Raw genomic sequence first — 25,033 nt, forward strand, 5'->3', positions numbered from 1 at the left:
AAATATTACCGGTTTTGGGTGCCTTTTTGCCATTCTGAGCAACACAGTTGCTTAGACTTTGAATTCCCATTGTTCGCACAGTCTCATCTGAAAAACAGGTATTTCACCAGCGCGGCTGCAAGAAGGACGATCAGGACGATCCCAACAAGACTTCCGATGCCCATTCCCCACATCATCCCACTACCCATTGCATCATTCATCATGGCCTTTGTCCTTCTAACCGCCGGAGCGAGGAGCTTAAAAGCGTCATCTCCGAACCGCCTAGCAAACCCCAGCCCTTGATTGTTCCGTAGACCGCCGGGATCACGACCAGTGTCAAGATTGTTGATGATACCATTCCGCCGATCATTGGCACAGCTATCCGCTGCATTATCTCCGATCCAGCACCCGTGCTCCAAAGGATCGGGAGCAAGCCCGCCATAATTGCGACGACCGTCATCACTTTGGGCCGCACTCGTTCGACGGCTCCGACCATAATCGCTTTATCAAGGTCTTCCTTTGCAAATGGTCTGCCTTCAACCAGGCATTTCGCCTTCTCGTCCCGTAGAGCATGGTCGAGGTAAACGAGCATGATAACCCCTGTCTCGGCAGCGACACCGGCCAGAGCTATGAAGCCCACGGCGACTGCGACCGAAGCGTTGAAGCCAAGCCACCACATCATCCAGATGCCGCCGACCAGAGCGAACGGCAAAGACAGCATGACGATCATCGTCTCGATCAAGGCCTTGAAGTTCAGGTAAAGCAGCAGGAAGATCAAGGCGAGCGTCAGCGGGACGACAATGATCAGTCGGTCCCTTGCCCTTTCGAGATATTCATACTGACCGCTCCATGCGACTGAATAGCCAGCGGGCATCTCGACACTCGCCGCCACGGCAGCCTGGGCGTCAGCGACATAGCCGCCGAGATCGCGGTTGGCGATGTCGACAAAGATGTAGATGGCAAGCTGGCCGTTCTCGGTCCTGATGCTTGTCGCCCCGCGCGTAAGCTTGACCTCCGCCACTTCGCCAAGCGGAATTGTGCCGCCTCCTGGCAAGGAGATCTGGACGTCACGGGCGATGGACTGCGGATCACTGCGGAAAGCCCTTGGGTAGCGGATAGCAACGCCATAGCGCTCCCGCCCTTCGACGGTAGATGTTACAACCTCCGAGCCCAGAGCAATTGCAATGACATCCTGAACGTCATCAATTGCAAGACCATAGCGACCCAAGGCGATGCGATCGGGGATTACATCAAGATAGTACCCTCCTATGACGCGCTCAGCATAGGCGCTTGAGGTTCCCGGCACTGTCTTGAGGACTGTCTCAATGTCGCGCGCCACCTTCTCCATCTCATTGAGGTCTGTGCCGTAGACCTTCACGCCTACGGGTGTCCTGATGCCAGTCGAAAGCATGTCGATGCGAGCCCTGATCGGCATGGTCCAGGCATTCGAGACGCCAGGGAACTGAAGCGCCGCATCCATTTCCTGCTTGAGGCTGTCGGTGGTGACACCCGGCCGCCATTCGGTCTTGGGTCTCAAAGTGATGATGGTCTCGAACATTTCCATCGGAGCGGGATCGGTTGCGGTCAATGCTCTGCCCGCTTTGCCGAACACAGTCTCCACTTCGGGGAACGACTTGATGATGCGGTCCTGTATCTGCATCAGCTCAGCGGCTTTCGTCACCGAGAGGCCTGGCAGTGTCGTTGGCATATACATCAACGTGCCTTCATCGAGATCCGGCATGAACTCGCTGCCAATCTGCTGAACCGGCCATACTGTTCCGGCCAGAATTGCGATGGCCGCGACAATAGTCAAAGTCTTGGCCTTGAGGACGCCGGCAATGACCGGACGATAGATCCAGATCAGAAGACGGTTGAGCGGGTTCTTGCGTTCTGGAACGATGCGGCCGCGCACGAAGAGGATCATCAATGCTGGCACAAGCGTGATTGAGAGCAGCGCGGCTGCTGCCATCGCAAAGGTCTTGGTGAAGGCAAGCGGACCGAACAGGCGGCCCTCCTGCGCTTCCAGCGTGAAGACCGGCAGGAAGGAAACGGTGATGATTAGCAGGCTAAAAAACAGCGCCGGACCAACCTCGCTTGCCGCTTCGATCAGGACTTCGCTTCGCGGTTTATCCGGGGGAGCACGCTCCAGATGCTTGTGAGCGTTCTCGATCATGACGATGGCAGCGTCAATCATTGCGCCAATGGCGATTGCGATGCCACCAAGGCTCATGATGTTGGCACCAAGACCCAGCGCTCGCATGGCCACGAATGCCATCAGGATACCAATCGGCAGCATGATGATCGCCACCAGCGCACTGCGGACGTGCAACAGGAAGGCAATCGTCACAAGCGCAACAACAATTGATTCCTCGATCAAAGTAACTTTCAGGGTTTCGATCGCCGCTTCAATGAGTTGCGAGCGGTCGTAGACCGGTACGATTTCAGTACCCGCAGGCAGACTGGTCTCGACTGCCGCGAGGCTTTTCTTAGTATTGTCGATGACGGTCAGGGCGTTTGCCCCGTCCCGCTGCAGGACAATCCCGCTCACGACCTCGCCTTCGCCATTCAGTTCGGTAATGCCTCGGCGTTCATCGGGGACCAGCTCTACCCTGGCAACGTCCGAAAGGCGCAGCGGGGTGCCGGACGCCGTCTTGAGGACGATGCTCTCAATGTCCTTGATGCCCTGCAGGTAACCTTTGCTGCGAACCATGAACTCGAACTCGGCAAGCTCGATCGTTCGCCCGCCAACGTCCCGGTTGCTCGACCTCACCGCGTCGGCAATGTCGGACAGGGAGACGTTCTGCGACTTCAGCCGTGCGGGGTCGACGACGATGGAGTATTGCTTGACGAAACCGCCGACGCTTGCGACCTCCGCCACACCTTCAGACCTGGAGACAGCGAAACGCACCACCCAGTCCTGAAGCGAGCGCAGCTCCGCGAGCGACAGCTCCTTGGCGACCACGGCATACTGGTAGACCCAGCCCACGCCCGTTGCGTCCGGGCCGAGGCTCGGGGTGATACCATCAGGCAGGCGGGCGGCTGCGACGTTCAGATACTCCAGCACACGGCTGCGCGCCCAATAGGGGTCGGTTCCGTCTTCGAAAATCACGTAGACGAATGATACGCCAAAGAACGAGAAACCACGCACAACCTTTGACTTAGGGACGGTCAGCATGGAGGTAGTGAGGGGATAGGTAACCTGATCCTCCACGACTTGCGGCGCCTGACCTGGATAGTCGGTGAAGACGATGACCTGGACGTCGGAGAGGTCGGGAATAGCATCGAGGGGTAGCGTGCGAAGCGCGTAAACGCCTCCAGCAATGGAGAGCGCCGCACCGATGAAGATGAGAACGAGGTTTCGGGCTGACCAGGCGATCACCTTGGCAATCATGGTGTCACCTCGGCACCTGCCAATGCGCTCAAGGCTGCATTCAGATTGCTTTCGGCGTCAAGAAGGAAGTTGGCGGAAACGACAACGCGGTCGCCGGCTGCAATACCTTCCGTGATTTCCGTCAGATCCTCACCGCGGACGCCCAGAACGACGTCCATCGGCTCGAACCTCCCGCCCCCCCTGTCAACAAAGAGGATCTGACGGTCGCCCGTATCGATGACTGCACTGTTGGGAACCGCAATGACGGCTTCTGCTGCCCCGGCCTCGATCTCGACTTCCGCATACATGTTGAACATGAGTTGGCCATCAGAATTGGGAAGCTCGATCCTGACCTTCGTTGTGCGCGTCTCCATCTGGACCTCTGGATAGATAAGATCGACCCTGCCTTTGAAGGTCGTGCCGGGAAGGTTGCGGACACTCACGGATACGCTCGCACCTTGGCGAACGGCGTTCAGCTCATATTCGGGAACGTCGGCGATGACCCAGACCTTGGACACATCCGCAATCCGAAACAGGACATCACCCGCCTCTGCCATCATGCCACTCACGGCCATGCGTTCCAGTATCACCCCGTCACGTGGAGCGGTGTAGGCTATGCTCTGTGGCACCTTCCGCTCAGCTGCGATGCGGGCGATCTCCTCTGTTGGCACGCCCAGGTTCTTCAATCGAAGTGCCACGCCTTCGTCCGGGTTGGGCCTCGCCCCAGCGCGCATTTCTGCAGCATACTCAGCGCCGACGGTCGCGATCTCTTTCGAATAGAATCGGAAGAGATCCTGGCCTTGGATGATGCGATCACCAGTCGTTACATCCGCAACGTCCTCGATAAAGGCATCCGCTCGCATAGCGACGATGCTGACCATGCGCTCGTCAAGCATGACTGTGCCAGGCACTCGGATTTTCCGGCTGACGGTGGTCGATTCAGCAATGGCAGTCTTCACGCCCGTGCGCTGCAACTTGCCGAGTGGAACCGTGACCGAAGTACTGTCGCTCGCCTCCCCGTCATAGACGGGCAGGTAGTCCATCCCCATGGAATCCTTCTTCGGGACCTTGGAGGTGTCGGGCAAGCCCATGGGATTGCGGTAGTAGAGGATCTTTCGCTCGGCGGTGGCGGACGCCACGTCGACTACGGGCGCCATCGCGCCGCTCGCGCTGAGGCTGAAGTCTTCGCTGGCTCGGACAGCCAAAAAAGGCCGCCCATCGTCAGTGTTCCTTGGCTGGGCGGCGTATTGTGGGAGCCCGTCCGGGTGGCGGAAATAGATCACCGCACCCGTTCCTTCCGGCTGCGTTACCGTCTCGGTCGGCGCGACGGTCAGGCGACGGGAGGGGAGCAAGTCGGCTCCGACATCTTTTTTCCCAGCCCAATAGCCTGTGGCGCCGACGAAAGCAGCAATAAACACAGTGGTGATGATGCGCCCGGCGGTCATGGAACCGCCTTGAGGATCAGTTCACCGGTGACCGTTTCAGCTTCACCTTGCACCTTGGCCGCCAGCTGGAAACGCCACCCCCCTTCCATGGAGAGGTTCGTCGTGAAGGTATAGACGCCAAGCTCCGCTGAGGCAGATGGTTCCACGGTCGTGGTCATCGTTTCCATGCCATCGGGAGCCATGTCCATTCTCGTCGCAAAGATGACTGCGTCAGGGACGGCGTTGCCAGTTCGCTTGTCGATCAGCCTCACCGAGACAGTCGAACCTACTCCCTGCTTGATGTCAGTCTGCACCGCCTGGAATTCGTAGTCTGCTGCTCCGGCCAACGCGGCCGTCGCCCAGCCGAACAGGAATGCGCTCACGAGGCGACCTGCCCTCGCGTTCAAAATTATCGTTTTCATATTTCATGTCTCATCCGGACGGGTCAGGGACCGCGTCATCAATCGAAAGGAATCGTCAGCGCTTTCGCTCGTGCAACGCGTTGCACATTGCCGAAGACGTTGACCTGAACTCGATGCCTTAGGATCAGATTTTGGGAGGTCGTGCCGGAGGACTGACCAAAGAAGATGCCAGTTCGGCATCAGAAGCACTCAGGAGAGGGCTGCCATGCATGCGGGGACTAATCGACGAAATCGATTCAAACTCTGGATTAGCGACAATCACCGTGGTGCAGACAAGGGCCAAAGGACAAGCGCTACCGCCTGAGCCGGGTTTGATCGGCATATCGTCAGGGCAACACGGCATATCTGCAGACATATCCATCATGGACATCGCGATTGCTGAACCGTTTTCGGCGGCCCGCATGATGCTCCTTGCATGCCCAATGCTCATCGGACCAACGACGATCCCGAGCAGGGCAAGCACGAACAGCATCGGGCGGACAGACATTTTTGCCATGATGATATTCATTCGCACAGCTGGCTCCCCGGGGGAAGGTGCTCACGCAAAATTGGGCTCATGAATTTACCCGCAACGGCGCCTTTTGTTTCGGCTTGGTCAGCAAGCTCAGCAGCCCTATCTGTCCACATCTTGAATGCGCTCATGCCGCTGAAACTTATTCGCTCCTTCCTCCGTCCTTGTAAAGGTCAGTCAATCTGAAATCCTGGGAGGATCCAAAAATGCGTACTCAAATCCGAAACATCTTGCTCGCTGCCGGCTGTGTTCTTGCATTGGCAGGCACCGCTTATGCGCAAAACCCGATGGTTGGTGGCGCACCGATGTTCGCCGACAAGAACATCGTAGAAAACGCTGTGAACTCAAAAGACCACACGACTTTGGTCGCAGCCGTCAAGGCGGCTGACCTTGTTGACGTACTTCAGTCGGCCGGCCCTTTCACCGTATTTGCGCCCGTGAATGCCGCATTCGAGAAACTACCTGCTGGCACTGTCGATACGTTGCTGATGCCCAAGAACAAGGACGCGCTCGTCAAAGTGCTGACGTCGCACGTTGTTGCCGGCAAGTTATCCGCCTCAGATCTGGCACGGCGGGCTAAGGCGAACGGAGGGCGCTACAACATGCAAAGCGTCAGCGGAGCTCCATTGACGGCTGTTCTACGGGGCACCAAAGTCTACATCTTCGATCAATCCGGCGGCGCTAGCCTTGTGACGATTGCCGACGTGAACCAATCGAACGGCGTCATTCATGTCGTAAATCGCGTGCTGTTGCCACGTTGATCCGATGGATGAGCAAGGCGGGTGACATCATCCGCCTTTCCCAAAACCGGAACTGTAGGATGCAAACGCACGTCCTTCCTAATATTGCCCTATTGGCCGGACGTTTGCTTATAGCGGCACTATTTTTCAGTGGAGCCGCCCAAAAAGCTCTCGCGCCCGAGAATGTCCAGGATCTGTTGGTGACACAAGGGTTGCCAACATTGCTGGTATGGCCGGCATTGGTGTTTAACTTCTGCGCAGGCGTGATGCTGACCCTTGGGCTGCTTCTGCGACCACTCTCGGTCCTGCTTGCGGTCTATTGCGGTGTCACCAGTTTTTTCCACCTCATACCGCAGGACCCTTGGCAGATGTCTATCTTTGTAAAGAACTGGTCGATTGCAGGCGGCTGTCTGGTGATGGCAGTGGCAGGCCCCGGGCGCTACGCTTTAGCTCCTCAAAACTAAGCGACATTTTTCTCGCCGCCGCAACTCAAGCTCCGCATACCGCGACACGCGGAATTCGGCATCCGTTTTACCGTGCCAATCGCCAACCAATACAGGGAAGTAATTGACGCAGAAGAATATCACAGGCGAACTGGAGTTATTCAAGAATCTGGCCTTTAGGCCCCGACAAGTCCGCGCTTTCGGATCGCCGCTCTTGTGAGAAGCCGCCCCCAGAGGGCGGCCTCCAATGGTCGCTCTTCAGCCCTAACGGAAGAGCGAGAGGATGACTTCCGAGGAAGAGTTGGCGATTGAGAGCGACTGGACCGCTAGCTGCTGCTGGGTCTGCAGTGCCTTGAGGCGGGTCGATTCTTCGTTCATATCGGCGTCGACGAGACGGCCCACACCAGAGTCGAGAGAGTCGGACAGCTTGTTGATGAAGTCCTCTTGCAGTTCGATGCGCATGGCGATCGAGCCGATGTCTGCCGCCGCGCTGGTCATGCGTTGCAGACCATATTCCACCAGGGACAGAGCCTCCTGCATGCCAGCCGTGGTCAGGCCGGTAATGTCGAGCTGGTCGATAGATACACCCGCGATCTCGACAGCCGCGGCACCAGTTGTGCCATCGTTATCCCAGTCGACAAAAGCGTCGAAAGCTCCAGACGCGCTGCCGAGAATACCGGAATTATAGTCAATGATGCCGGTTGCGTCACCGCCGAACATCACAGTCATACCGTCTGCAGTCGTCGCATCGAGCGAATAGAGGGTCGTCGAAACGGACACGTTGCCGCTCGAGTCGCGAATGAAGCCGGAGACCACCGAGACGTCAACGGGCGCTGTTATCGTATCGGCCCCAGTGGCGACCCAATTTTGGCCGCTAAATGTTCCCGATTCGGCGATCGAGCGAAGCTGCTCCTGCAGCTGGTCGATTTCTTCCTGGATTTTTTGCTTGTCGAGACCCTCCTCGGTGGCGGCAACAACCTTTGCCTTGATCTCCTTCACCACGTCAATTGCGCTTTCCATCGCAGCATAGGCCGTGTCAATCTTGGCCGCGCCAAGGCCGAGGGCGTCCTGCACGGCGGACAGCGCCATATTGTCGGAGCGCATGGTGGTTGCGATCGACCAGTAGGCAGCGTTGTCAGAAGCTGCACCGACCCGCTGACCGGAGGACACCCGCGCCTGAGTGTCCTGCATATTCGAGTCGATGGAGCGCAAGGTTTGGAGTGCCGCCATTGCTGCGATGTTTGTTAAAATGCTGGTCACGATCGTGTCCCTTACTGCTGGATTTGGGGACATCCGGGTTCTTTCCGGGAACGATGAGGCGGCGTAAGGCCCTTAACCACTTGTTTGGTTTGGTTAACTCACCGTTACGTAACTTCCAATAATCGGGTCATGGTTAAAGCTTGGTTAACCGATTAAGTGAAGCCTAATTTGATCGTTGCTCAAGCCGTCCTTCAGTCGCGGGTGTCAAGCCGGTCGCAGTTGGCATTGCAGGTCAGGCTCATTGTTCTCCTTGAGGCCAGAGGTAACCCGGCAAAGTCGAACGTCGGGGCATGTGGGCCAGCGGCCGCATCATCAATTGAAAGCGATCACCAGCGCTTTCGCTAGCGCGACGCGTTGCTGATTGATGAAGACGTTGACCTCAACTCGATGAATTCGAACCAGATTTTTTTGGGAGGTCGTGCCGAAGACACTAACCAAAGACGATGCCACTTTGTCATCAGACGCTAGCAAAAGGGCTATCAGGCATGCGGGAACTGAACGACAAAACCGATCCAAACGCTGGATCACGGACAATTAAAAACGTGCGCAGAAATGTCAAAGGACACGCGTTACCGCCCCTTTTCCCCGAAGGAGACGTTTTCGGCGGCCAACGTGACGCATCTCGCCTTTCGCAAGTCTTATCGAGATGACGAGATGCCGAGCAGGGCAAGCAAGGCAGAAACGGGATGCTGTAGCCAATCGAGTTCGAGAAGCAGCAGAAACTTTGACCGGCTGGGATCTACGACACTCAGGGCTATTCAGTTGTTGATAAGGACCTCACGCAAATGTGCACTGATCCCTCTTCAGAAATACCCCGTACAGGAGGGGTGGTTGATCGTTGGGTAAGTACTGGCCTGCAAAATCGCCGGTGTGGGTAGGGGAAACGCATGAAGATACTTCATGAGGCAATGCGCCAGATCGCGGAGCGTAACGACGCGGGGAACGACGTCATACAGCGGGCCCTTGAAGCGGTGCGTACCCATCTGGGGATGGAGGTGGCCTATCTCTCCGAATTCGTCGGAAACGATTCCATCTTCCGTGTGGTAGATGCCCCGGGCCTGGAGGACCTTATAAAGCCGGGCGACACACGGCCACTCGATGAGGTCTATTGCAGACATATCCTCGCAGGGAGACTTCCGGAGCTGATACCAGACACAGCTGCGGAGCCACTTTGCCAGGCGATGCCGATCACGCGTGCCGTGCCGATCGGTTCACATGTCTCGATCCCTGTCCTTTTGCCGGACGGCAAGCCATACGGCATGTTCTGTTGCTTGAGCCCGCGCGCAAACCCGACATTGACAGATAGAGATCTCAACGTCATGCGCATGTTCGCTGACATGGCGGCCCATCAGATCGGCCGCGAAGTCATGCAGTCGCGCAGCCTGGAAGAAAAGCGCTCCAGCGTAGCGACACTCGTGGAACAGCGCAGCTTCTCTCTCGTGTTTCAGCCGATCATCGACCTTGGTTCAGGCGAGGTCAAAGGTTTCGAAAGCCTATGCCGTTTTAGGGCGGAGCCCTACAGAGCACCGAATTTCTGGTTCGCAGACGCCGCAGCAGTCGGGCTCGGTGCGGAACTAGAGCTTGCGGTAATCGCCTTGGCGATCGACGAAGCAGCAAAATTCCCTTCCGAGATCTATATCTCGATCAACGCATCGCCGGAGACGTTTCTCGATACTCGGCTTTCCAGCATCATCGACGGACGTGACCTTTCCTCTATCGTGTTTGAGATTACTGAGCATGCACCCGTCAGCGACTATGATGAGCTGACGACTGCGCTTGATCGGCTGCGCGCTCAGGGCGCACGGATCGCAATCGATGATGCGGGTGCAGGTTTTTCTAGTCTGCGTCATATCGTGCAGCTACGTCCGGACATCATCAAACTCGACATTTCGCTCACCAGGGCTGTCGACACGGATGTCGCAAGGCGAGCACTCGCCTCCGCATTGATATTCTTCGCGCGTGAGATCGGCGCATCCATTGTGGCAGAGGGTATCGAAACCGAAGCCGAGCTGCAAGCATTGAAGGCCCTCGGAATCTCTGCTGGGCAAGGCTACCTGCTCGGTCGCCCCGGTGACATCGTTACAGCTATTCTTCGTCATCGCGTGGCCCTTTAAACGGCCGGGGGAACTCACCTGGTGAATAATAAAAACCAGAGGATCAACGGTGCGGAAAGAGGCTCAGAGAGACCCGCGCCTGATATAACGGTGCAGAGCGGCGCAAGAAATTTGAAATAAGTAAGTGAAACAATAAGCCGATGAACGACCTACCAGATCCACCGGCGAGACCCCTGCGCCCTCATCGTCCTCGGGTGCTGAAGCGAGCGACTATTGTTAAGGGCCCGACAGACTCGGAAGTGCCCTGCACAGTACGCAACATGCACGCAGAAGGGGCCGAACTGAAGGTCGACGGGCTCGCTGCCGTACCCGCATCCTTCGCTCTGTATGTTCCATCAGATGGAACTGCATATGCCTGCGAATTGCGCTGGCGCCGAGAAGAAAGAATAGGAGTGAAAATAACCGGCGTGGTTCCCAAACCGAAATGGCATTACGGTTGACAGGCTGGAAATCCGCGTGGCCAAGCATGCGCATCTACGTCATTAACTGGCTCCCTCGCTCTCTCTCAAAAGGGATTTGAAGAGAGATCAAACGAAAATAATTCTGAGCCTCGCTCTTTGAACATAAAAGGCTATGTCTTATAGTAACCATGAGCATATTGTCGCCGCAATAGCTCCCCCCACTATGGAGCCCGTCAGATCTCTGACGGGCTCTTTGTATCGCTGGCGACCCTATCCAACGAATTCATGTTTTGGGTCAGAAGTTTATTGATCTGTGCCGCCTATGCTTGCCATTCTGTTTTTATGCGCAAATCTCTAGAATCGTTCACGAGCTGTTATGCAGCCGCTGTCGACTAAGGGTACCAGCGCTACGGGCATAACAAGGCTGGTGCGGGACCCCGTTGGCACTGCGTGTTCGCCGCTCACGTGCGCGGCGGAGGCTGTCGTCCTTTAGCAACGCAGACTGTTCAGTTGCAACAAGATAAGCCGTCCCGAATCCAAAGCAGGCTGATGATTACGAACGCGACGACAAGTGACGATCAGGCTGGGTGAGCGTGGCCGGGGCTGTCAGACAAATGAGTGTCCCCCTACCCTCGCATCAGTGGGAACGGATCGAGGTTCATTCCTGACAAATGCCGAGACAGCCGCCGTAGCTGGCTGAGGGCGATGGAAAAGGTATCCTTGCGCCGTCTTGCATCCAATGCTTCGAAGGAAGTCGGCTTGTTCCTGTGTTTCGACACCCTCGGCGACGACATCCGCGCCGAGACTTTCACCGATATCCACAATGGCTTTCACCAATGCTGTGGCACCGGCTTTCGTCGACAGCCGAGCGATGAAGGACCTGTCGATCTTGATCACCGACAAAGGAAAATCCAAAAGGTGTGTCAACGATGCGAAGCCGGTCCCAAAATCATCAAGCGCGATCATAACACCAGCGTTCCGCAGCTTTTTGCAAACGTCCTTAATCACGTCTGCCCCACGCTGCAGCAGCACATCTTCGGTGATCTCGATCTGGAACTGTTTCGGCTCCAAGCCTCGAGTGCTTAACCCTTCTAACAATCGATCGGTAAACACCGGATCTATGAGTTGATTTTGACCTACATTGATTGCAATTGAACCGAAATCGAAGCCGGCGTTGTGCCATGCAGCGGCTTGATCCAGGGCCGACTGTAGAACAAATTCTCCGATCTCCAGAGAAAGCGTCGGGTCTTCGATAGCCGGACTGAACGTCCCCGGCCCCCGAACTCCCTCGGCGCTGTTCCATCGCAAGAGAGCCTCGTAGCCGGCAACATCGCCAGCCGTCAGGGATACCTTAGCCTGATAGTGCAGTTCAAGTTGTCCCGCCGCGAGTGCATCGGAGATAGACGCAATGCTCTCAACTTTCCAATCCGCAACCGCCTTCATCAGCGGATCGAAGAAAAAATACCGATTACGCCCAGCAGCCTTGGCACTGTACAATGCGAGGTCAGCCTGACTCATCAAATCAGCCTCGATGAAGCCACCTCCACCTTCGTGGACCGCTATCCCTATTGAAGTACTGCAGCGAAACGACGCTCCATGAAAGTAGAGGGGGGCGGAGGCAATCTTTAGAATTCGGCCAGCAATGCCATCCAATTCCAAGCGATCGGTGACGCCCTCAATTACGAGCGCAAATTCATCACCGCCTATACGGGCAAGCATTCGTCCATGGGCCCGAACAGCATCCAGTCGCCGCGCAATTTCTTTGAGGCATTCATCACCAGCGGCGTGACCATGCGTGTCGTTGATGTCTTTGAAACCGTCAAGATCCAAGAGCATCAGGGTAACTGGACTGCCACGATGTTTGACATCATGGAGACGCTCCAATAGCTGGCCACGGTTCCTCAACCCGGTCAGTGGATCGCGCTCAGCAAGCCTCTTGATCTTCTCAATCGCCTCTTTCTCCTCGGTGATATCCTGCTTCATCCCGAAGCGGCGCACAGGCAGGCCGTTCTGGAGCTCGACATGGCCCGCGATCCGCACCACGCGTTTGTTACCTTTAGCTGTAACCATCTGCCCCTCGAAGACATAGGCTTCATTGGTTTCGCGAGAATGTGCGATTTGCGCCACAAGACGTTTGAACTCTTCAGGGGAATAAAATTGTTCAAGCGTGTCGAGCGAAGGCAGGAAGGTCTTGTCGACCTCATGAAGCGCGTACATGCCGTCGCTCCACAGAAGCTCGCCCGTCTTGCAGTCAATCTCCCAAGCCCCGATTTTCGCCAGATCAGAGGCGCAGTCGAGCAACCGTTTTTGTGTCCGCAACTCCTGGCGTTGTCTTTCGAGCACATCGGACGCAAGAGCCAGTTCAAGCGACAGTTTACGCATCGTGCCAGCATCGCGGTATTGGTTGAGCAGCGCTGCCGTCGTTGCACCGAGCATTCTCAGTTGCTCGAGTTCTCGATCAGTCATCGTCCGCGGGGCATCATCGAGGATGCACAGACTGCCGGCCATCAGACCATCCTGCATTTCCAACGGGCAGCCAGCGTAGAAACGTATATGCGGAGCCCCTGTAACAAGGACGTTCTGCCTAAAGCGCTCGTCAAGATGCATATCTGCGACCACCAGTAGATCTTGGGACAAGATCGTATGGTTGCAGAACGCCGGCTCCCGATCCATTTCATATTGATCAAGTCCTCGTCGAGCCTTGAACCACAGACGATGTTCATCAACAAGAGTGACCAGCACAATTGGAACGTTGAAGATTGACTTTGCCAGCTCGACAACATGCTCGAATGCAGGGTCAACTCCCGTATCCAATACATTCAACTGCCGAAGGCAACTCAGTCGATCCGTTTCATTCGGAGCTACCGGGTATGTATCGCTGGTATTCGGCATGTCTCAGCACCTATGTGGGATAATATCCACTTGTCTTATCAGAGTTTCCTTAAGTTTTAGTTGGCCCACCAAGTCTTCTCCCGAGTTCGCCACCGCCTCATCTCTAAGCGTGCCGGAAAAGCTCTGCCCCTCAGCGCGCTCCGCAATCTTCCGCGCGGGCAGACGACAGCGGGAAGCTCATACTTGACTATCAATCTCATCATATTTAAGCCCCCTCCAGATTGGAGGGGCAGTGCACACTGACAGCTATTCCGCATTTCCGCTGCGTGCGGGCGTCCTTGCGTCGTATGGCGACAGACCTGCGCTCGTGTTTTCCGGTGGTAGAATTATTAGCTATCGCGAATTGGCGGAACGTGTCGAACGCCAAGCATCACTTTTGCACGGCAGACTCGGATTGGTAAGCGTTGCGGCCGAACTCTCGGAGCACGCCATCATTGGCTATCTCGCCGCGTTCGAGGCTGGGCATGCGGTGGCCATGCAACCACCGTGTAGAACCGAGGCGTGTGGAACAGTCTTTGAGCCGGAGTATAGCTACCGGCGCTTCGACGGGCGTTGGCGCTTGGAAAGGCAGGAAGTAGGACAGATAACTCTTCATCCGGATCTTGCGGTCGTATTGTCAACCTCGGGCAGTACCGGACAAGGTAAGAGTGTGCGGCTATCCTGGAAAAATGTAGCCGCCAATGCACAGTCAATCGCAGAATATCTCGAACTAACCGCCAGCGACCGCGCCTGCCTTATTCTACCACTTCATTACTCTTATGGGCTCTCCGTGTTGAACGCGCACCTCTTGGTGGGTGCAAGTCTCTACATTCCAGGAGTTTCGATACTTGATGACGGCTTCCTTGACGGGCTTGCCGCAAGCAGAAGCACCAATCTTTCCGGCGTACCGTATACGTACGAATTGCTCGAGAAAACGAATTTCCGGAGGCTGACCTTTCCGGACCTGCGCTTCATGACGGTCGCTGGCGGACGCTTGGCTCCAGATATCGTGCGTAGCTACAATGAACATTTAAGCGCGTCCGAGGCGCGCTTCTACGTGATGTATGGCCAAACCGAAGCGACCGCGCGGATGGCATACATGCCGCCCGATTGTCTCCCTGGCAGAGAAGACCGGATCGGGATAGCGATTCCGGGCGGCAGCCTGCATTTAATAGATGAACAAGGGCGTCTAATTTCCGAAGCATATAAGACTGGCGAGCTTGTTTATCGCGGCCCGAACGTCATGATGGGTTATGCATGCTCCCGTAAAGATCTCGCTCGCGGGGTTGAACTCGCTGAACTACGAACCGGCGATCTGGCCGAGCGCGACCCTTCTGGCTTCTTCCGCGTTGTGGGTCGCAGTAAGCGCATATCGAAAATTGCTGGGCTACGCATCGGACATGACAATTTAGAACGAGTCCTTGAGGGGCTTGGCCTGACGGCCGCTGTTGTCGGTGATGACGCAAAACTGCACGCATTTTACGAGGGAAGGCAGGACTGCGAGGATGTGCGCCGAGCGCTCGTCAAAGAGAGCGGCCTGACATTGTTTCAGGTAAAAGCCACTCGGATTAATGCGCTACCGAGGCTGGCATCCGGAAAGATCGACTACCAAACATTGCGTGACAGGATGAACGGCGAGCTTGACAGCGACCGAGTGACAGGCGGCGTCCAAGGTTTGTTCGAGCAAGCTTTCTACCCACGAAAAGTTACGCAAAGCGACAGCTTTCTCTCGCTCGGCGGCGACTCGTTGCGCTTCGTCCAACTCTCTCTGGAACTTGAGAGGGTATTGGGTGATCTGCCGGAGAAATGGGAGACCTTGCAAGTCCGCGAGCTGACGGCTTTACCGCCGAGGGAGACTAAACTACCACACATCGGCATCGATCTGGTTGTTCGAGCGCTCGCAATATTGCTGGTCGTGGTCCACCACGAAACGCTGTGGCCCATACCGGGAGGAGCCGCGGCGATGGTTATCCTCGTGGGCTTTGGGCTTGCGCGCTTCCAAAGTGGCACTCTTCTGTCAGGTTCATATTGGCGGTTGCTACGCCCCCTGCCCCACATCCTTCTTCCCTACTACATGATCGTCGCGGGTTACTCGATCGCGTGGGGTGAAGTCCCCTGGGCTTCTGTTTTTCTGGTCGGGAACTTCGGATTTGCTGACCCCGTTCGGCATACTATGGTGCCCTATCTGTACTGGTTTATCGAGGCCTATTGTCAAATTCTGATCGTATTTGGACTCATCTTCGTCTCACCATTCGTTCGACGGTTCGCGTCCGCCGACCCGTTCAAGTTCGGCATGGTATTGCTCATTGCTTCGGTGACAGCACGTCTCGTTTTGCCGCAGCTTTGGGACATAGGAAACCGCCAGATCTTCACCCTTCCCTGGATCTTCTACCTCGCAGTGTTCGGCTGGTGTGCGGCAATCGCCACGACCTGTCGTCAACGGCTGACGCTCATGTTGTCGGGAGCCGCGATCTTACTCTACTTCGGCTTCTATGACGCCGTTTGGATCGGAACGACGGTAAAATACACGTTTCAGATCGCTGTACTCGCTGCATTGCTTTTTCTGCCACACATCTCCTTGCCGCGATGGACTTTTCGACTGATCTTGCCGCTGTCTGCAGCTGGCTTCCACATCTACATCCTACACCGATTTGTGCCCGAGTTTCTGCTTGCATCGACACAGTCGATCCTGTCACCAGCAGCTTATTCCGTCTTTTCGATCGTGGGGGGCATCTTACTCGGGATCGCGGTCAGGTCCGCTCAAAGCATGCTCATAGATTGGCTCCTTCGCGCAAAAAGTGAGAAGTCTGCGAATGTTGTGAAGCCCGCTGCGCCGCCGCCAGAATATTTCCAGAACCCCTAGATTTTTAAGGTTTCCTGAAACGCAAAGTGAGTAACCCCGCTAGTATATGAGAACTATCACACATAGGGGGTCAGCGTCTCATGGCACAGCAACTCAGGACAAAACTCTGGTTTTTAAGCTCGGATACGGCCGGCAATTTTGCGATTACCACGGCTGTGCTCATACCTACTCTTTTTGTTGCTGCTTCTGTTGCCCTGAACCTAACCACAGCGGTTGCAGAGAGTGATCGAATGCAGGCAGCACTCGATGCTGCAGCAATAGCCGCGGTGAAAGCATACGGTGAGGGTGCCTCTGAGACCAACGCCAGCCAAGAGGCAAAGTCTGTCTTCTTTGCTAATTTCTCCCGACCCTCGACGGAAACTGGAGTGGGAGCAACAGATAGCGCCCCCTTTGACGAAAGGGCATTCCAACTTACCTTCAACGCAAGCGAGCTAGACACCCGGGCAACCGCTTCGTTTTCTACAAATTATGATCCGATCTTCTGGGGATTGGCGCCATACGACATTTCGAGATTGAGTGTAGCGGCTCGCGTCCCTGACAAAGAAGTCTGCATACTCGCCCTGCATCAGACAGCGAGCCGTGCGGTCGAAATCAGCGGAAGTTCCAAAGTCGATACGGGAAACTGTACGATTACATCCAATTCCGACAGTGCGCAGTCAATCTATCTCAGCGGAACCGCCACTTTAAAAGCTGCGTGCCTTTACACATCAGGCCAAGTTGCAGCTACGCTTGCCCAACTGAAGCTTGACTGTGACGAAGCCCGTGAGCGCACTGCTCGCACGCCGGATCCGTTCAAGTCGAAAGTACTTCCCCGAGCGCAGTCCTGGGTGAACCTGCAAGGTTGTGGACAGAGTTTTGTAAGCGGCGGCGGGGGAAACGGTGACTGCAATGGGACCGGCCGCACTCCGAACAAGGTGCCGGACAGCTACAGCGTAGTCCTGAAGCCAGGCACCTATGGTTCTCTTGAAATTAGAGGCAAGGTGAACCTCCAACCTGGCAATTATATAATCGACGGGGGTCCACTTCGCTTCACCAGCCAGTCCATTGTGACGGCGGAAAACGTTACCTTCTTCCTTCTGAAGGGGTCCGATATAGGTATTCATGGCGGCGCAACGTTTCGTATCACCGCTCCTACAGAGGGCGACTGGGCCGGCTTTTCGCTGGTTGCCGCTCGCGACAACACGGAACCTGCGGTCATAAATGGCAACAGCGGGTCTGTCTTTTCAGGCATCATCTACATGCCCGCGTCGCAGGAAATTCAATATGCCGGAAATAGTACAGCCGAGGGTGAATGCGTGCGACTGATTGCGCAGGAGATCACGATGATCGGAAACAGCAGTTTCAAACTGGATTGCGGGCAGGAGCTCGCGGAGAAAACAATCAGCAATCCCGGCGCAATTCGTCTAGTACAATAGCAAAGTGAACAGTGTTGCCCCACTCTCTTTAGAGGCGTGCGCTACGGCGATAACTCGGATAGTGTGTCAAGCCTGCTCATATGCTCGGAGCGTGGTCCGTGCATGCTGGCAAACAGACCTCAAATCATTCCCGCCGTCACGTGCGTCCTCAAAAGCCAGAAGAGCCACGGTGCGCCGAGTTCCCAGGATCTTGCATAATCTGGAGAGCGTGTCCGGGTTAGCCGGCACTAGCTGCGCTATGGCGTCTAGCTCGCGAGTGGAGACGTCGTCCAGTCCTAGGAAGTTGAAATTAGCTTCGAACACTTCAAGATACCCTGCCGCGCGGCGCGCATATCGGAATTCGTATCAACCTGACCGCATATGGATGATTGATGCTTCGAAACAGGCGCTGTCGACAAGGCGTTTCAGGCCTGACGTGCTCCAGCACCAACCTCATCGGCCCATCCGTTAGCCAACGAATGGCATGTTAACGGCAAAAACTGGGGCTGCCAGAGCCATCAGGGATGCGAGCACGGAGAAGGCGACTTCATACGGCGTATTCTACGTGTGCGTGTACCGGTCCAGTCATAGGCCATCATCAACACTCCTAAGCCAGCCTTGATAGCCGACCGATCTCATACTGCGACCTCAAGCTTGACCCAAGCTTTTCGAATGGAGTCCTGCGAAGCGGTGGGCGCCGGATGTTTGGCAGCCTATGTTGAATCGACAAGTCACGTCTCTCACGCTCGAGCCAGGTCGTCGCCAAATTCCATTGATCTTTGATATCCCGATCTTTAGCTAGGAACATCAGTCGAGAGCCGGGCGTCATTGCGTGGGAGATGGGCGAGTGAGTATGAGCGGTTCTACCCGGTCAGTTTCGAAGATCGCTGCGTTTGCCACCGCGGCGGCTCTTGTCGCGCTTCTGTCCATTCTCGGTACTTGGGCCGCACAGTCCTATTTTACGGTGATCAATCGGGCTGAAGAGCGCGCCATAGCTTCTGTGAAGATCGTCGCTAGCAATGCGTCCTGGATCCATCAGATGGGAACCCAGACCGTTCGCCGGATCGATGATGCGCTCCGCCTTTCGGATCTCCGGTTTGATGGAAACATCCGTGATATCGACGTGGCGACGCAAGGTTTGCCAGGCGGCGTAAAGGCCTATGTCGTCGACGCCACTGGCCGAACCCTCTACTCGACCGATCCGCAGATCAGGCCCGTCGACATCACTGATCGCGACTACTTCCGCGCCGTGAGGGACGGAACAATGGAGTATGTCTCGTCCCTTCTCATCAGTCGGTTGAATGGTGACCAGATCTTCGTCTTCAGTCGTCGAATTGTGCGAGACGGAGAGTTTGTAGGAGCGATCATGGTCTCGGTCCCCGCCGAAATTATGCGACCGATCTGGGATACCGTGGACCTTGGCGGAAACTACACTGTCAGCTTCATTCGCGACGACGGTATGCTTGTGGCCCGCTACCCTTTCCCTGAGTCCACCCTGGACATGTCCGGTTATGTGCTATTCACAGAGTACCTGAAAGAAGCGTCCTCCGGCACCTACCTCGCAGACGCCTCACCGATGGATGGCGTGAAACGGCTAGTGGCTTATCAACGTGTGGACGGCACACCGTTCGTGGCGGTGGCTGCAACAGAATACAGTGTGTTGATCCGCCCATTCTGGACAACTCTGTCCATGCTCGGTGCAGTCGCTCTCCTCGTCGTCAGCGGTGCTATAGCCGCCGGCTGGTGGATCCTGCATCTGTTGAGAGCCCAGGAGCAACAATCAGCCCAGCTCGCCAAAGCACTTGAGACCAACGAGATGCTCCTGCGTGAAATCCATCACCGGGTGAAGAACAACCTGCAATCCGTGATGTCGCTCGTTCGCCTGCAGATGCGAGGGAATGAAGGTGTCGAGTCACTAAGCAGCCGGATCAAGTCGATGATCGCGGTGCACGAGCAAATCTACAAGCACGACGCGTATTCCGAGATCGATGCTGCAGAGCTCATCCGCGCTGTCGTTTGCAACGCGGTGTCAGCTCATGATGCAAAGCTGACCGTCGAATTTGAGTTGCAGCCGCAACCGGTCTCGGCTGAGAAGGCGACTGCGCTTGCCTTGCTCGTCAATGAAGTTGTGACCAACGCCATCAAATACGCGTACCCTGACGGCAGCGCCGGGCCGTTGTCAGTCTCTCTGGCAAAATCCGACGAGGTGGGGAAAACTCTGCTGACCATCAGCGACGAAGGTGTCGGTTTCGACATCAATGCGGTCGCGTCTGGGACCGGCACGCGGCTGGTCGACGGATCCGTTCGCCAGTTGGACGGCCACTATGATTTCGACACGCATGCCGGAACCCGGTTTTCTGCGACGGTCACCTTGGCTTGAAACTCTACGCCCGCTACGGCCGAGCGCACGTCCTTTCAGTCGGATGATCGGTCCTCAAGCCGACTTCAGTGTCCGCTCTGCTGCCAGCCTCTGAAACCCCACCCGATCACGCCCGGCATCCTTGGCTCTCATAGAGCGCGAAGTCTACGCGAGCAACGAGTTCCGCCGGGTTGATTATCCTGGACTCACTGGTGAAGACGGTAGCGCCGAGGCTGGCAGCAACGATGCCGAACTCGCTCCCTTCATGCGACATCCCGACTTCGCTGATCGCCTCGCTGACAAGACCTGCCGGTTCAACCTCGGGCGCCCGCACGTCCCGATTCATTCGATCTCAGTTCGAATTATGTTCCAACCACGCCCAATATTGGTCTCGGATCGTTGAGTCATTAGGACAGTCAGTAGCTTAGGCTGGTGGGTGCAAGCTCTATCAAAGGAGCTCAGATAGCCACAGCAGTCGCACTCGCTGAAGGACACAGCGGTCACGGAAACTTCCGGCCGGTCAGCATCGCGACCAGCTGATGTCTGTTCCGGATGCCGCTCTGATAGAGCATGATGAGCAACTTCGCATGCTGTTCAGCTTTCGCAGAAGTCGGTTCCTCCCCCCGCAGTTCGCACACCCTAACCAGCGCGGTTTGCAATACCGCCAGGTCGTCGGGCCGCAGGGTGGCATCCAGTTTATGTGCGATTTCGTGGATCATGGGCGGAAAATAGGCAACGGCATAGGGCGGACAAGGGTATTGCCTAATATACCGATTAACGATCTCGGAAAACCAACGAACAGTTTAGTACATTTATCCATACCGGGATTTCTTCGCCGAAGAAGTCGTGCGGCGCACCTCTCATCCTCATGGCACGAGCGGGCAAAATCTGCTCTTGGCTTACTCCTAGCTGCGGAGGCGCGACGCCCTCTGGAGATGGGGGGTGCGCCCCTAGAGGTTTTCGGCCAGCCAGATTTTAAATCTCGAGATCAAGTCCTCGTTGCGCCGATACCGCACGCTGTTCCCGACCCTCGTGGCGTGCAATAGTCCCGCTCTTTTGAGTATCCCGAGATGACTTGATACCGCCGACTGGGAGAGACCGTTACGCTCAAAGCAGCCGGCACTTACTCCGAGGAGTGTCTCATCCTCAGATAAACCGAATGTCTGCTCCGGATCTTTGAGCCAAGCGACAAACTCCATGCGACCCGGGTGGGACAGTGCTTTCAACACCTCTTCGACATCCATATCGGACCCACCCGCGGATTACTGCCGCAATCCCAGCTCCGCCATCAAGCGGATGACCACATCGCTCTCGCAGCGGTAGTATCGCACCTGGCTATCGATCCTCACCTTTACTAGATTGGCAGTTCGCAATTTCCCAAGGTGCTGGGATAAAGCCGACTGGCTGAGATTAAGCTCCTTGGCGAGCTCATTAACCGACCACTCGCGCTCGATCAGACGGATCAACGCACCGAGTCTCGTTCTGTTGGACATGCTGGAGAGCAGCACGGCCGCCTCGTCCAGCGAAAGTCCAGTCCCGTGCTGGCCGTTGCTCCACAGGCGTACACCATCGGCAATTTGCATAGGACAACCTTTATAAAGAGAATTTACGGTAGCTTGCTTAATTATGGTTAACCAATGCTAAAATGCCAGGGCAGGATCCTCCTACATCGCATTAGACGTTAGTAGTGGAGTTGATCACTTAATCAGGATGCTGGCGCTTACCGCTTCTGGGAGCTGCTCTAGGCAATCTAGCCTGCCCCTTCACAGAATCTCGACTCAGCCTCATTCAGAGCACCCAAGAATACTGTGATTGTTTTCACCATATGCGGCGCAGATGGACCCGACCTCTTTCATCGGCGCATAAGAGTGTTATAAAATGCGATGGAACATCCTGTAGACCGCAAACGCTACGGGTTTAAGAACATCCGCTTTAGGACGACATATGGGCACCCCAAACGACGATCTGGCCAAAGCTTGCATTGCCCTCATTGACAGGACGGAAACGCTGTCAAAGCAGGTTCTCGCCCTCATTAATCTCAACGCATTGCTGTTCCGGGAGGTGTCCCTCGCCCACGAAGAACCCCTCCAGCATTTTGGGAGCCTCGAGGCTGAGCTCGGCGGTCTCGGCGAAGCAATTGCCCTCGGTGCGCGCAAGTACGAGGACGTTCAGGTCTCATCGCAAGCGATCACCGAGGTCTACGAGCAGGTCCTTCGCCAAGGCCGTGACCTGCTGGAAGCACGTCCTCAACTGTACCCGGAAAAGCCGTGAGCTTTACCTCCGGACCCGGTAAACAGAAGAAGCAGCTCCACGTTCCGTTGAGCAATTGTTAACTACCCATCGTCATCCGTCAGCAAGGGGCTGCGTTTAACCAACGCGTTCAACTCTTCTTCGCTGCGAAAACCGGATTTGAAGAGGGCTACCAGCTCCTTCGCGAGGCTGAGCTTTTCATCTTCATCCAAATCGCCGGCCTCACCCCGAAACAGGTTTGCAAACACTTTCCGCAAGATGGCCAGCCCTTGCGGGTTGATCTCCTGTTCATCATCGAAGTAGGTCCCACCCATCCGCCAGCCTTCTCCCCAAGTGCCATGCTTCAGCACGCTATGATGATGACACCAGCTTGAAACGGTTCGCAAGACATTCTCCGCTGACATCGTGGTCTATCCAGCTACATTCCGCTCCAGAACTCGTTGTCTCCATCAACGCTGTTGCGGAAATCAACGACACCTGACTTCTCGGACCTCTAAGTCATCCAGATCAGTTGGGTATACCTCCTGAGACAATCTCCGTGAGACGCAAAACAGTGTCTCATTTGGGTTGATTTTGAAGTTATGAGACGCTACCCATTGAAGGTCTAGAACCTAATGAGACGTTTCATGGCAATTTACGGGTATGCGCGCGTCAGCACCATCGATCAGGATCTGGCGATTCAAGAGGCGGCTCTGAAGGCGGCCGGATGCACGGTCATCCGAGCGGAAAAGAAATCCGGATCGACCAAGCAGGATCGGAGGGAGCTTAACACGCTTCTAGAATTCATGCGCGACGGCGACAGCCTGGTTGTAACGCGGGTCGATCGTCTGGCGCGGTCAGTTGGGGATCTGCAGGACATCGTACGGCTGCTCAAGCAAAAAGGGGTGACGCTGAAGGCGACGGAACAGCCGATCGACACCAGCTCGGCGGCCGGGAAAGCTTTCCTCGATATGCTGGGCGTATTCGCTGAGTTCGAGACGAACCTTCGAAGAGAAAGACAAATGGAAGGCATCGCGGCAGCAAAAAGCAGAGGGGTCTACAAAGGCAGGAAGCCCCATGTTGATATTGCTGAGATCCGCCGACTGAAATCCGACGGGATGGGGCCAACAGAAATTGCCAAGACGCTGAACATAGGTCGGGCGAGTGTGTATCGCGCCCTTAGAGAAGCCGCATCATCGTAGGGCAAGATGGCGGCTTCGCGCCAATAGGAGAGATGACCTGCCTCGAGGTCGGAGGCTGAAATTGGGGCTGACAGGAGACAGCCCGTCCCCAACTGTGGTCCTGGCAGCGGACCTCGCGCTCACAGCTCCGTGCTTTTGGTTCGCTTGACCGTCGAGGCCATCATTGATGCGAGCAGCGCGTAGGCGAAACATCCCAGCGCTTGGCTTTCCAGCGAAACTCCTGCATCGATCAGCAGACCCATGATGATCGGCGAAGCGCCGCTGGCGAGGACGGTACCTGCCTCGACGAAGGAGCGAACCCTTGCCAATTCCAACGGGCCAAACAAGTCGACCCACAAAGCGGTGGCGAGGGTCGAAGCAAGTGCCATCGAGGTTGCCATGAGCAGCATGTAGACCGGCGCGATCCACGGCGCGCTAATGTATCCGAGCAAGAGCATGGCGAGCGCCTGCGGCAGAAGGAAGAACGGCAGCAGCCTCCTGGGGCCAACCTTATCAATCACCGGGCCGACGGCCACCGAAGCGATCGCCTGCACGATTGCGAACACGGCGAAACTGGCGGCCACCGTCGCCAGATCCCAGCCTTTCTGCTCGGCAAGACGCGCCTGGTGGAAGAAGAAGCCGGTGACGATAAATGGTCCGGCCAATATCGCCGGAAGGGTGAGAAGAAGGCGTGCATCGCGCCAGACCGCCGGAGCCTTTCCTGCGTTGGCATCGGTACGGTCTTTCCGGCTTCGGATCGGCCTATCTCCCTGACGCGGCAAGAATATCAGAGCGACCGCCACGCCTGCGATAACCAGAACAGCATTGATCCCCCAAGCCGTGCGCCAGCCGAGCTGTTCCATCATGGTCACTCCGGCGATGGGGAACAGACCTTGCGCCACGGAGAGACCGAGCGCGATCACCCCGAGTGCCTTTCCAGCATCCTGCGGGAATGCGCGTGCCGTTGCGGTCAGTGCCGTGTGCGTCATGAGCCCCTGTCCACCGAGGCGGAGGAAATAGAAGGCGACGGCCAACATCACGAAGTTGGCGCTGATGGCAACCAGCAGACACGCGGTCGCCAACAGCAGTGCCACCGCCCAGGTGAAGCGGCGAACGCTCGTATAGTCGATCAGCCGGCCTGCCCATGTCAGGGTCAGCGCACTGGCAAAGGTTCCAGCGGCATAGGTGGCTCCAAGCCCACCATCGGTCAGATTGAAGGCATCGCGGAAATAGGAGCCGGATACGGAGACAAAGTAGGTCTGGCCGAAGCTGGAGAGAGCCATCAACAGCGCGCCGAACAGAAGCTGCTGCCAGTTGGCGCTGGCGAAATCGAAATAGCTGCGAACCATATGCATTTTCCAAGGAGATATGCGCCCGAGGCGAGACCTGGACGTTGACGAGACGTGATCGAAACGGATGAGCGCTGCATTTGTAGCGCAGCATTTTCTGACGCGCTACCTGCAATCGATGTG

General features: G+C 56.2%; 19 protein-coding genes. 8 read left to right on the plus strand and 11 right to left on the minus strand.

The window, feature by feature from the left end:
• Positions 1-199: 199 nt before the first annotated feature.
• From M1E12_RS22700 to M1E12_RS22715, 4 genes are all read right to left on the minus strand, one after another.
• Positions 200-3,370 (minus strand): efflux RND transporter permease subunit, encoded by a 3,171-nt coding sequence (locus M1E12_RS22700; RefSeq protein WP_479564981.1) that lies wholly within the window; start codon positions 3,368-3,370, stop codon positions 200-202.
• On the minus strand, positions 3,367-4,794 hold the full coding sequence (locus M1E12_RS22705) for an efflux RND transporter periplasmic adaptor subunit (protein ID WP_479564982.1): 1,428 nt from the start codon (positions 4,792-4,794) through the stop codon (positions 3,367-3,369). Before M1E12_RS22705 ends, M1E12_RS22700 begins: the two co-directional genes overlap by 4 nt.
• Positions 4,791-5,195 (minus strand): FixH family protein, encoded by a 405-nt coding sequence (locus M1E12_RS22710; protein ID WP_479564983.1) that lies wholly within the window; start codon positions 5,193-5,195, stop codon positions 4,791-4,793. The genes M1E12_RS22705 and M1E12_RS22710 overlap by 4 nt, the downstream gene beginning before the upstream one ends.
• Before the next feature lie 124 nt (positions 5,196-5,319).
• Positions 5,320-5,703 carry a hypothetical protein gene (locus M1E12_RS22715; protein ID WP_479564984.1) on the minus strand — a complete coding sequence of 128 codons (384 nt, stop codon included), beginning with the start codon at positions 5,701-5,703 and terminating at the stop codon, positions 5,320-5,322.
• A 209-nt stretch (positions 5,704-5,912) separates the two neighbouring features.
• Between M1E12_RS22715 and M1E12_RS22720 the strand changes: the two genes are divergently transcribed.
• Together M1E12_RS22720 and M1E12_RS22725 are read left to right on the plus strand one after the other, a co-directional pair.
• A complete protein-coding gene (locus M1E12_RS22720) occupies positions 5,913-6,467 on the plus strand; it encodes a fasciclin domain-containing protein (RefSeq protein ID WP_113378914.1) in 555 nt (184 codons plus the stop codon).
• Between the two features lie 59 nt (positions 6,468-6,526).
• Positions 6,527-6,910 (plus strand): DoxX family protein, encoded by a 384-nt coding sequence (locus tag M1E12_RS22725; protein ID WP_479564985.1) that lies wholly within the window; start codon positions 6,527-6,529, stop codon positions 6,908-6,910.
• A 243-nt stretch (positions 6,911-7,153) separates the two neighbouring features.
• Here M1E12_RS22725 and M1E12_RS22730 read toward each other — a convergent pair whose 3' ends face one another.
• Positions 7,154-8,149, minus strand: coding sequence for a flagellin N-terminal helical domain-containing protein (locus M1E12_RS22730; protein ID WP_479565073.1), 996 nt, complete (start codon positions 8,147-8,149; stop codon positions 7,154-7,156).
• A gap of 887 nt (positions 8,150-9,036) precedes the next feature.
• On the opposite strand from M1E12_RS22730, the gene M1E12_RS22735 reads away from it, so the two are divergent.
• A complete protein-coding gene (locus tag M1E12_RS22735; RefSeq protein ID WP_479564986.1) occupies positions 9,037-10,263 on the plus strand; it encodes a sensor domain-containing phosphodiesterase in 1,227 nt (408 codons plus the stop codon).
• Positions 10,264-11,270: 1,007 nt separating this feature from the next.
• Here M1E12_RS22735 and M1E12_RS22740 read toward each other — a convergent pair.
• The gene (locus tag M1E12_RS22740; RefSeq protein ID WP_479564987.1) at positions 11,271-13,556 is read right to left on the minus strand and encodes a putative bifunctional diguanylate cyclase/phosphodiesterase; all 2,286 of its coding nucleotides are present in this window, start codon (positions 13,554-13,556) and stop codon (positions 11,271-11,273) included.
• A gap of 220 nt (positions 13,557-13,776) precedes the next feature.
• Between M1E12_RS22740 and M1E12_RS22745 the strand changes: the two genes are divergently transcribed.
• From M1E12_RS22745 to M1E12_RS22755, 3 genes are all read left to right on the plus strand, one after another.
• A complete protein-coding gene (locus M1E12_RS22745) occupies positions 13,777-16,398 on the plus strand; it encodes an AMP-binding protein (RefSeq protein WP_479565074.1) in 2,622 nt (873 codons plus the stop codon).
• Positions 16,399-16,478: 80 nt separating this feature from the next.
• Positions 16,479-17,813 (plus strand): pilus assembly protein TadG-related protein, encoded by a 1,335-nt coding sequence (locus M1E12_RS22750; protein ID WP_479564988.1) that lies wholly within the window; start codon positions 16,479-16,481, stop codon positions 17,811-17,813.
• 832 nt (positions 17,814-18,645) lie between these two features.
• Positions 18,646-20,172: a sensor histidine kinase gene (locus tag M1E12_RS22755; protein WP_479564989.1), complete on the plus strand. Its 1,527-nt coding sequence runs from the start codon at positions 18,646-18,648 to the stop codon at positions 20,170-20,172.
• 106 nt (positions 20,173-20,278) lie between these two features.
• Here the strand turns inward: M1E12_RS22755 and M1E12_RS22760 are convergent, their stop codons facing one another.
• The 3 genes from M1E12_RS22760 to M1E12_RS22770 all read right to left on the minus strand — a co-directional run bounded on the left by M1E12_RS22760 (position 20,279) and on the right by M1E12_RS22770 (position 21,644).
• A complete protein-coding gene (locus M1E12_RS22760) occupies positions 20,279-20,497 on the minus strand; it encodes a hypothetical protein (protein ID WP_113378922.1) in 219 nt (72 codons plus the stop codon).
• A 154-nt stretch (positions 20,498-20,651) separates the two neighbouring features.
• Complete coding sequence (locus tag M1E12_RS22765) at positions 20,652-20,870, minus strand: hypothetical protein (protein ID WP_113462376.1); 219 nt, start codon at positions 20,868-20,870, stop codon at positions 20,652-20,654.
• A 543-nt stretch (positions 20,871-21,413) separates the two neighbouring features.
• Positions 21,414-21,644, minus strand: a complete 231-nt coding sequence (locus M1E12_RS22770) for an ArsR/SmtB family transcription factor (RefSeq protein ID WP_479565075.1) — start codon at positions 21,642-21,644, stop codon at positions 21,414-21,416.
• Between the two features lie 451 nt (positions 21,645-22,095).
• Here M1E12_RS22770 and M1E12_RS22775 point away from each other — a divergent pair, with 451 nt between their 5' ends.
• On the plus strand, positions 22,096-22,422 hold the full coding sequence (locus M1E12_RS22775; RefSeq protein WP_479564990.1) for a hypothetical protein: 327 nt from the start codon (positions 22,096-22,098) through the stop codon (positions 22,420-22,422).
• Between the two features lie 62 nt (positions 22,423-22,484).
• Here M1E12_RS22775 and M1E12_RS22780 read toward each other — a convergent pair whose 3' ends face one another.
• A complete protein-coding gene (locus M1E12_RS22780) occupies positions 22,485-22,805 on the minus strand; it encodes a hypothetical protein (protein ID WP_479564991.1) in 321 nt (106 codons plus the stop codon).
• Between the two features lie 222 nt (positions 22,806-23,027).
• On the opposite strand from M1E12_RS22780, the gene M1E12_RS22785 reads away from it, so the two are divergent.
• Positions 23,028-23,582: a recombinase family protein gene (locus M1E12_RS22785; protein WP_479564992.1), complete on the plus strand. Its 555-nt coding sequence runs from the start codon at positions 23,028-23,030 to the stop codon at positions 23,580-23,582.
• Positions 23,583-23,701: 119 nt separating this feature from the next.
• On the opposite strand, the gene M1E12_RS22790 is transcribed toward M1E12_RS22785, so the two are convergent.
• The gene (locus M1E12_RS22790) at positions 23,702-24,916 is read right to left on the minus strand and encodes an MFS transporter (RefSeq protein WP_479564993.1); all 1,215 of its coding nucleotides are present in this window, start codon (positions 24,914-24,916) and stop codon (positions 23,702-23,704) included.
• Between the last annotated feature and the right edge of the window lie 117 nt (positions 24,917-25,033).

The sequence above is a fragment of the Rhizobium sp. K33 genome, from assembly GCF_056501445.1.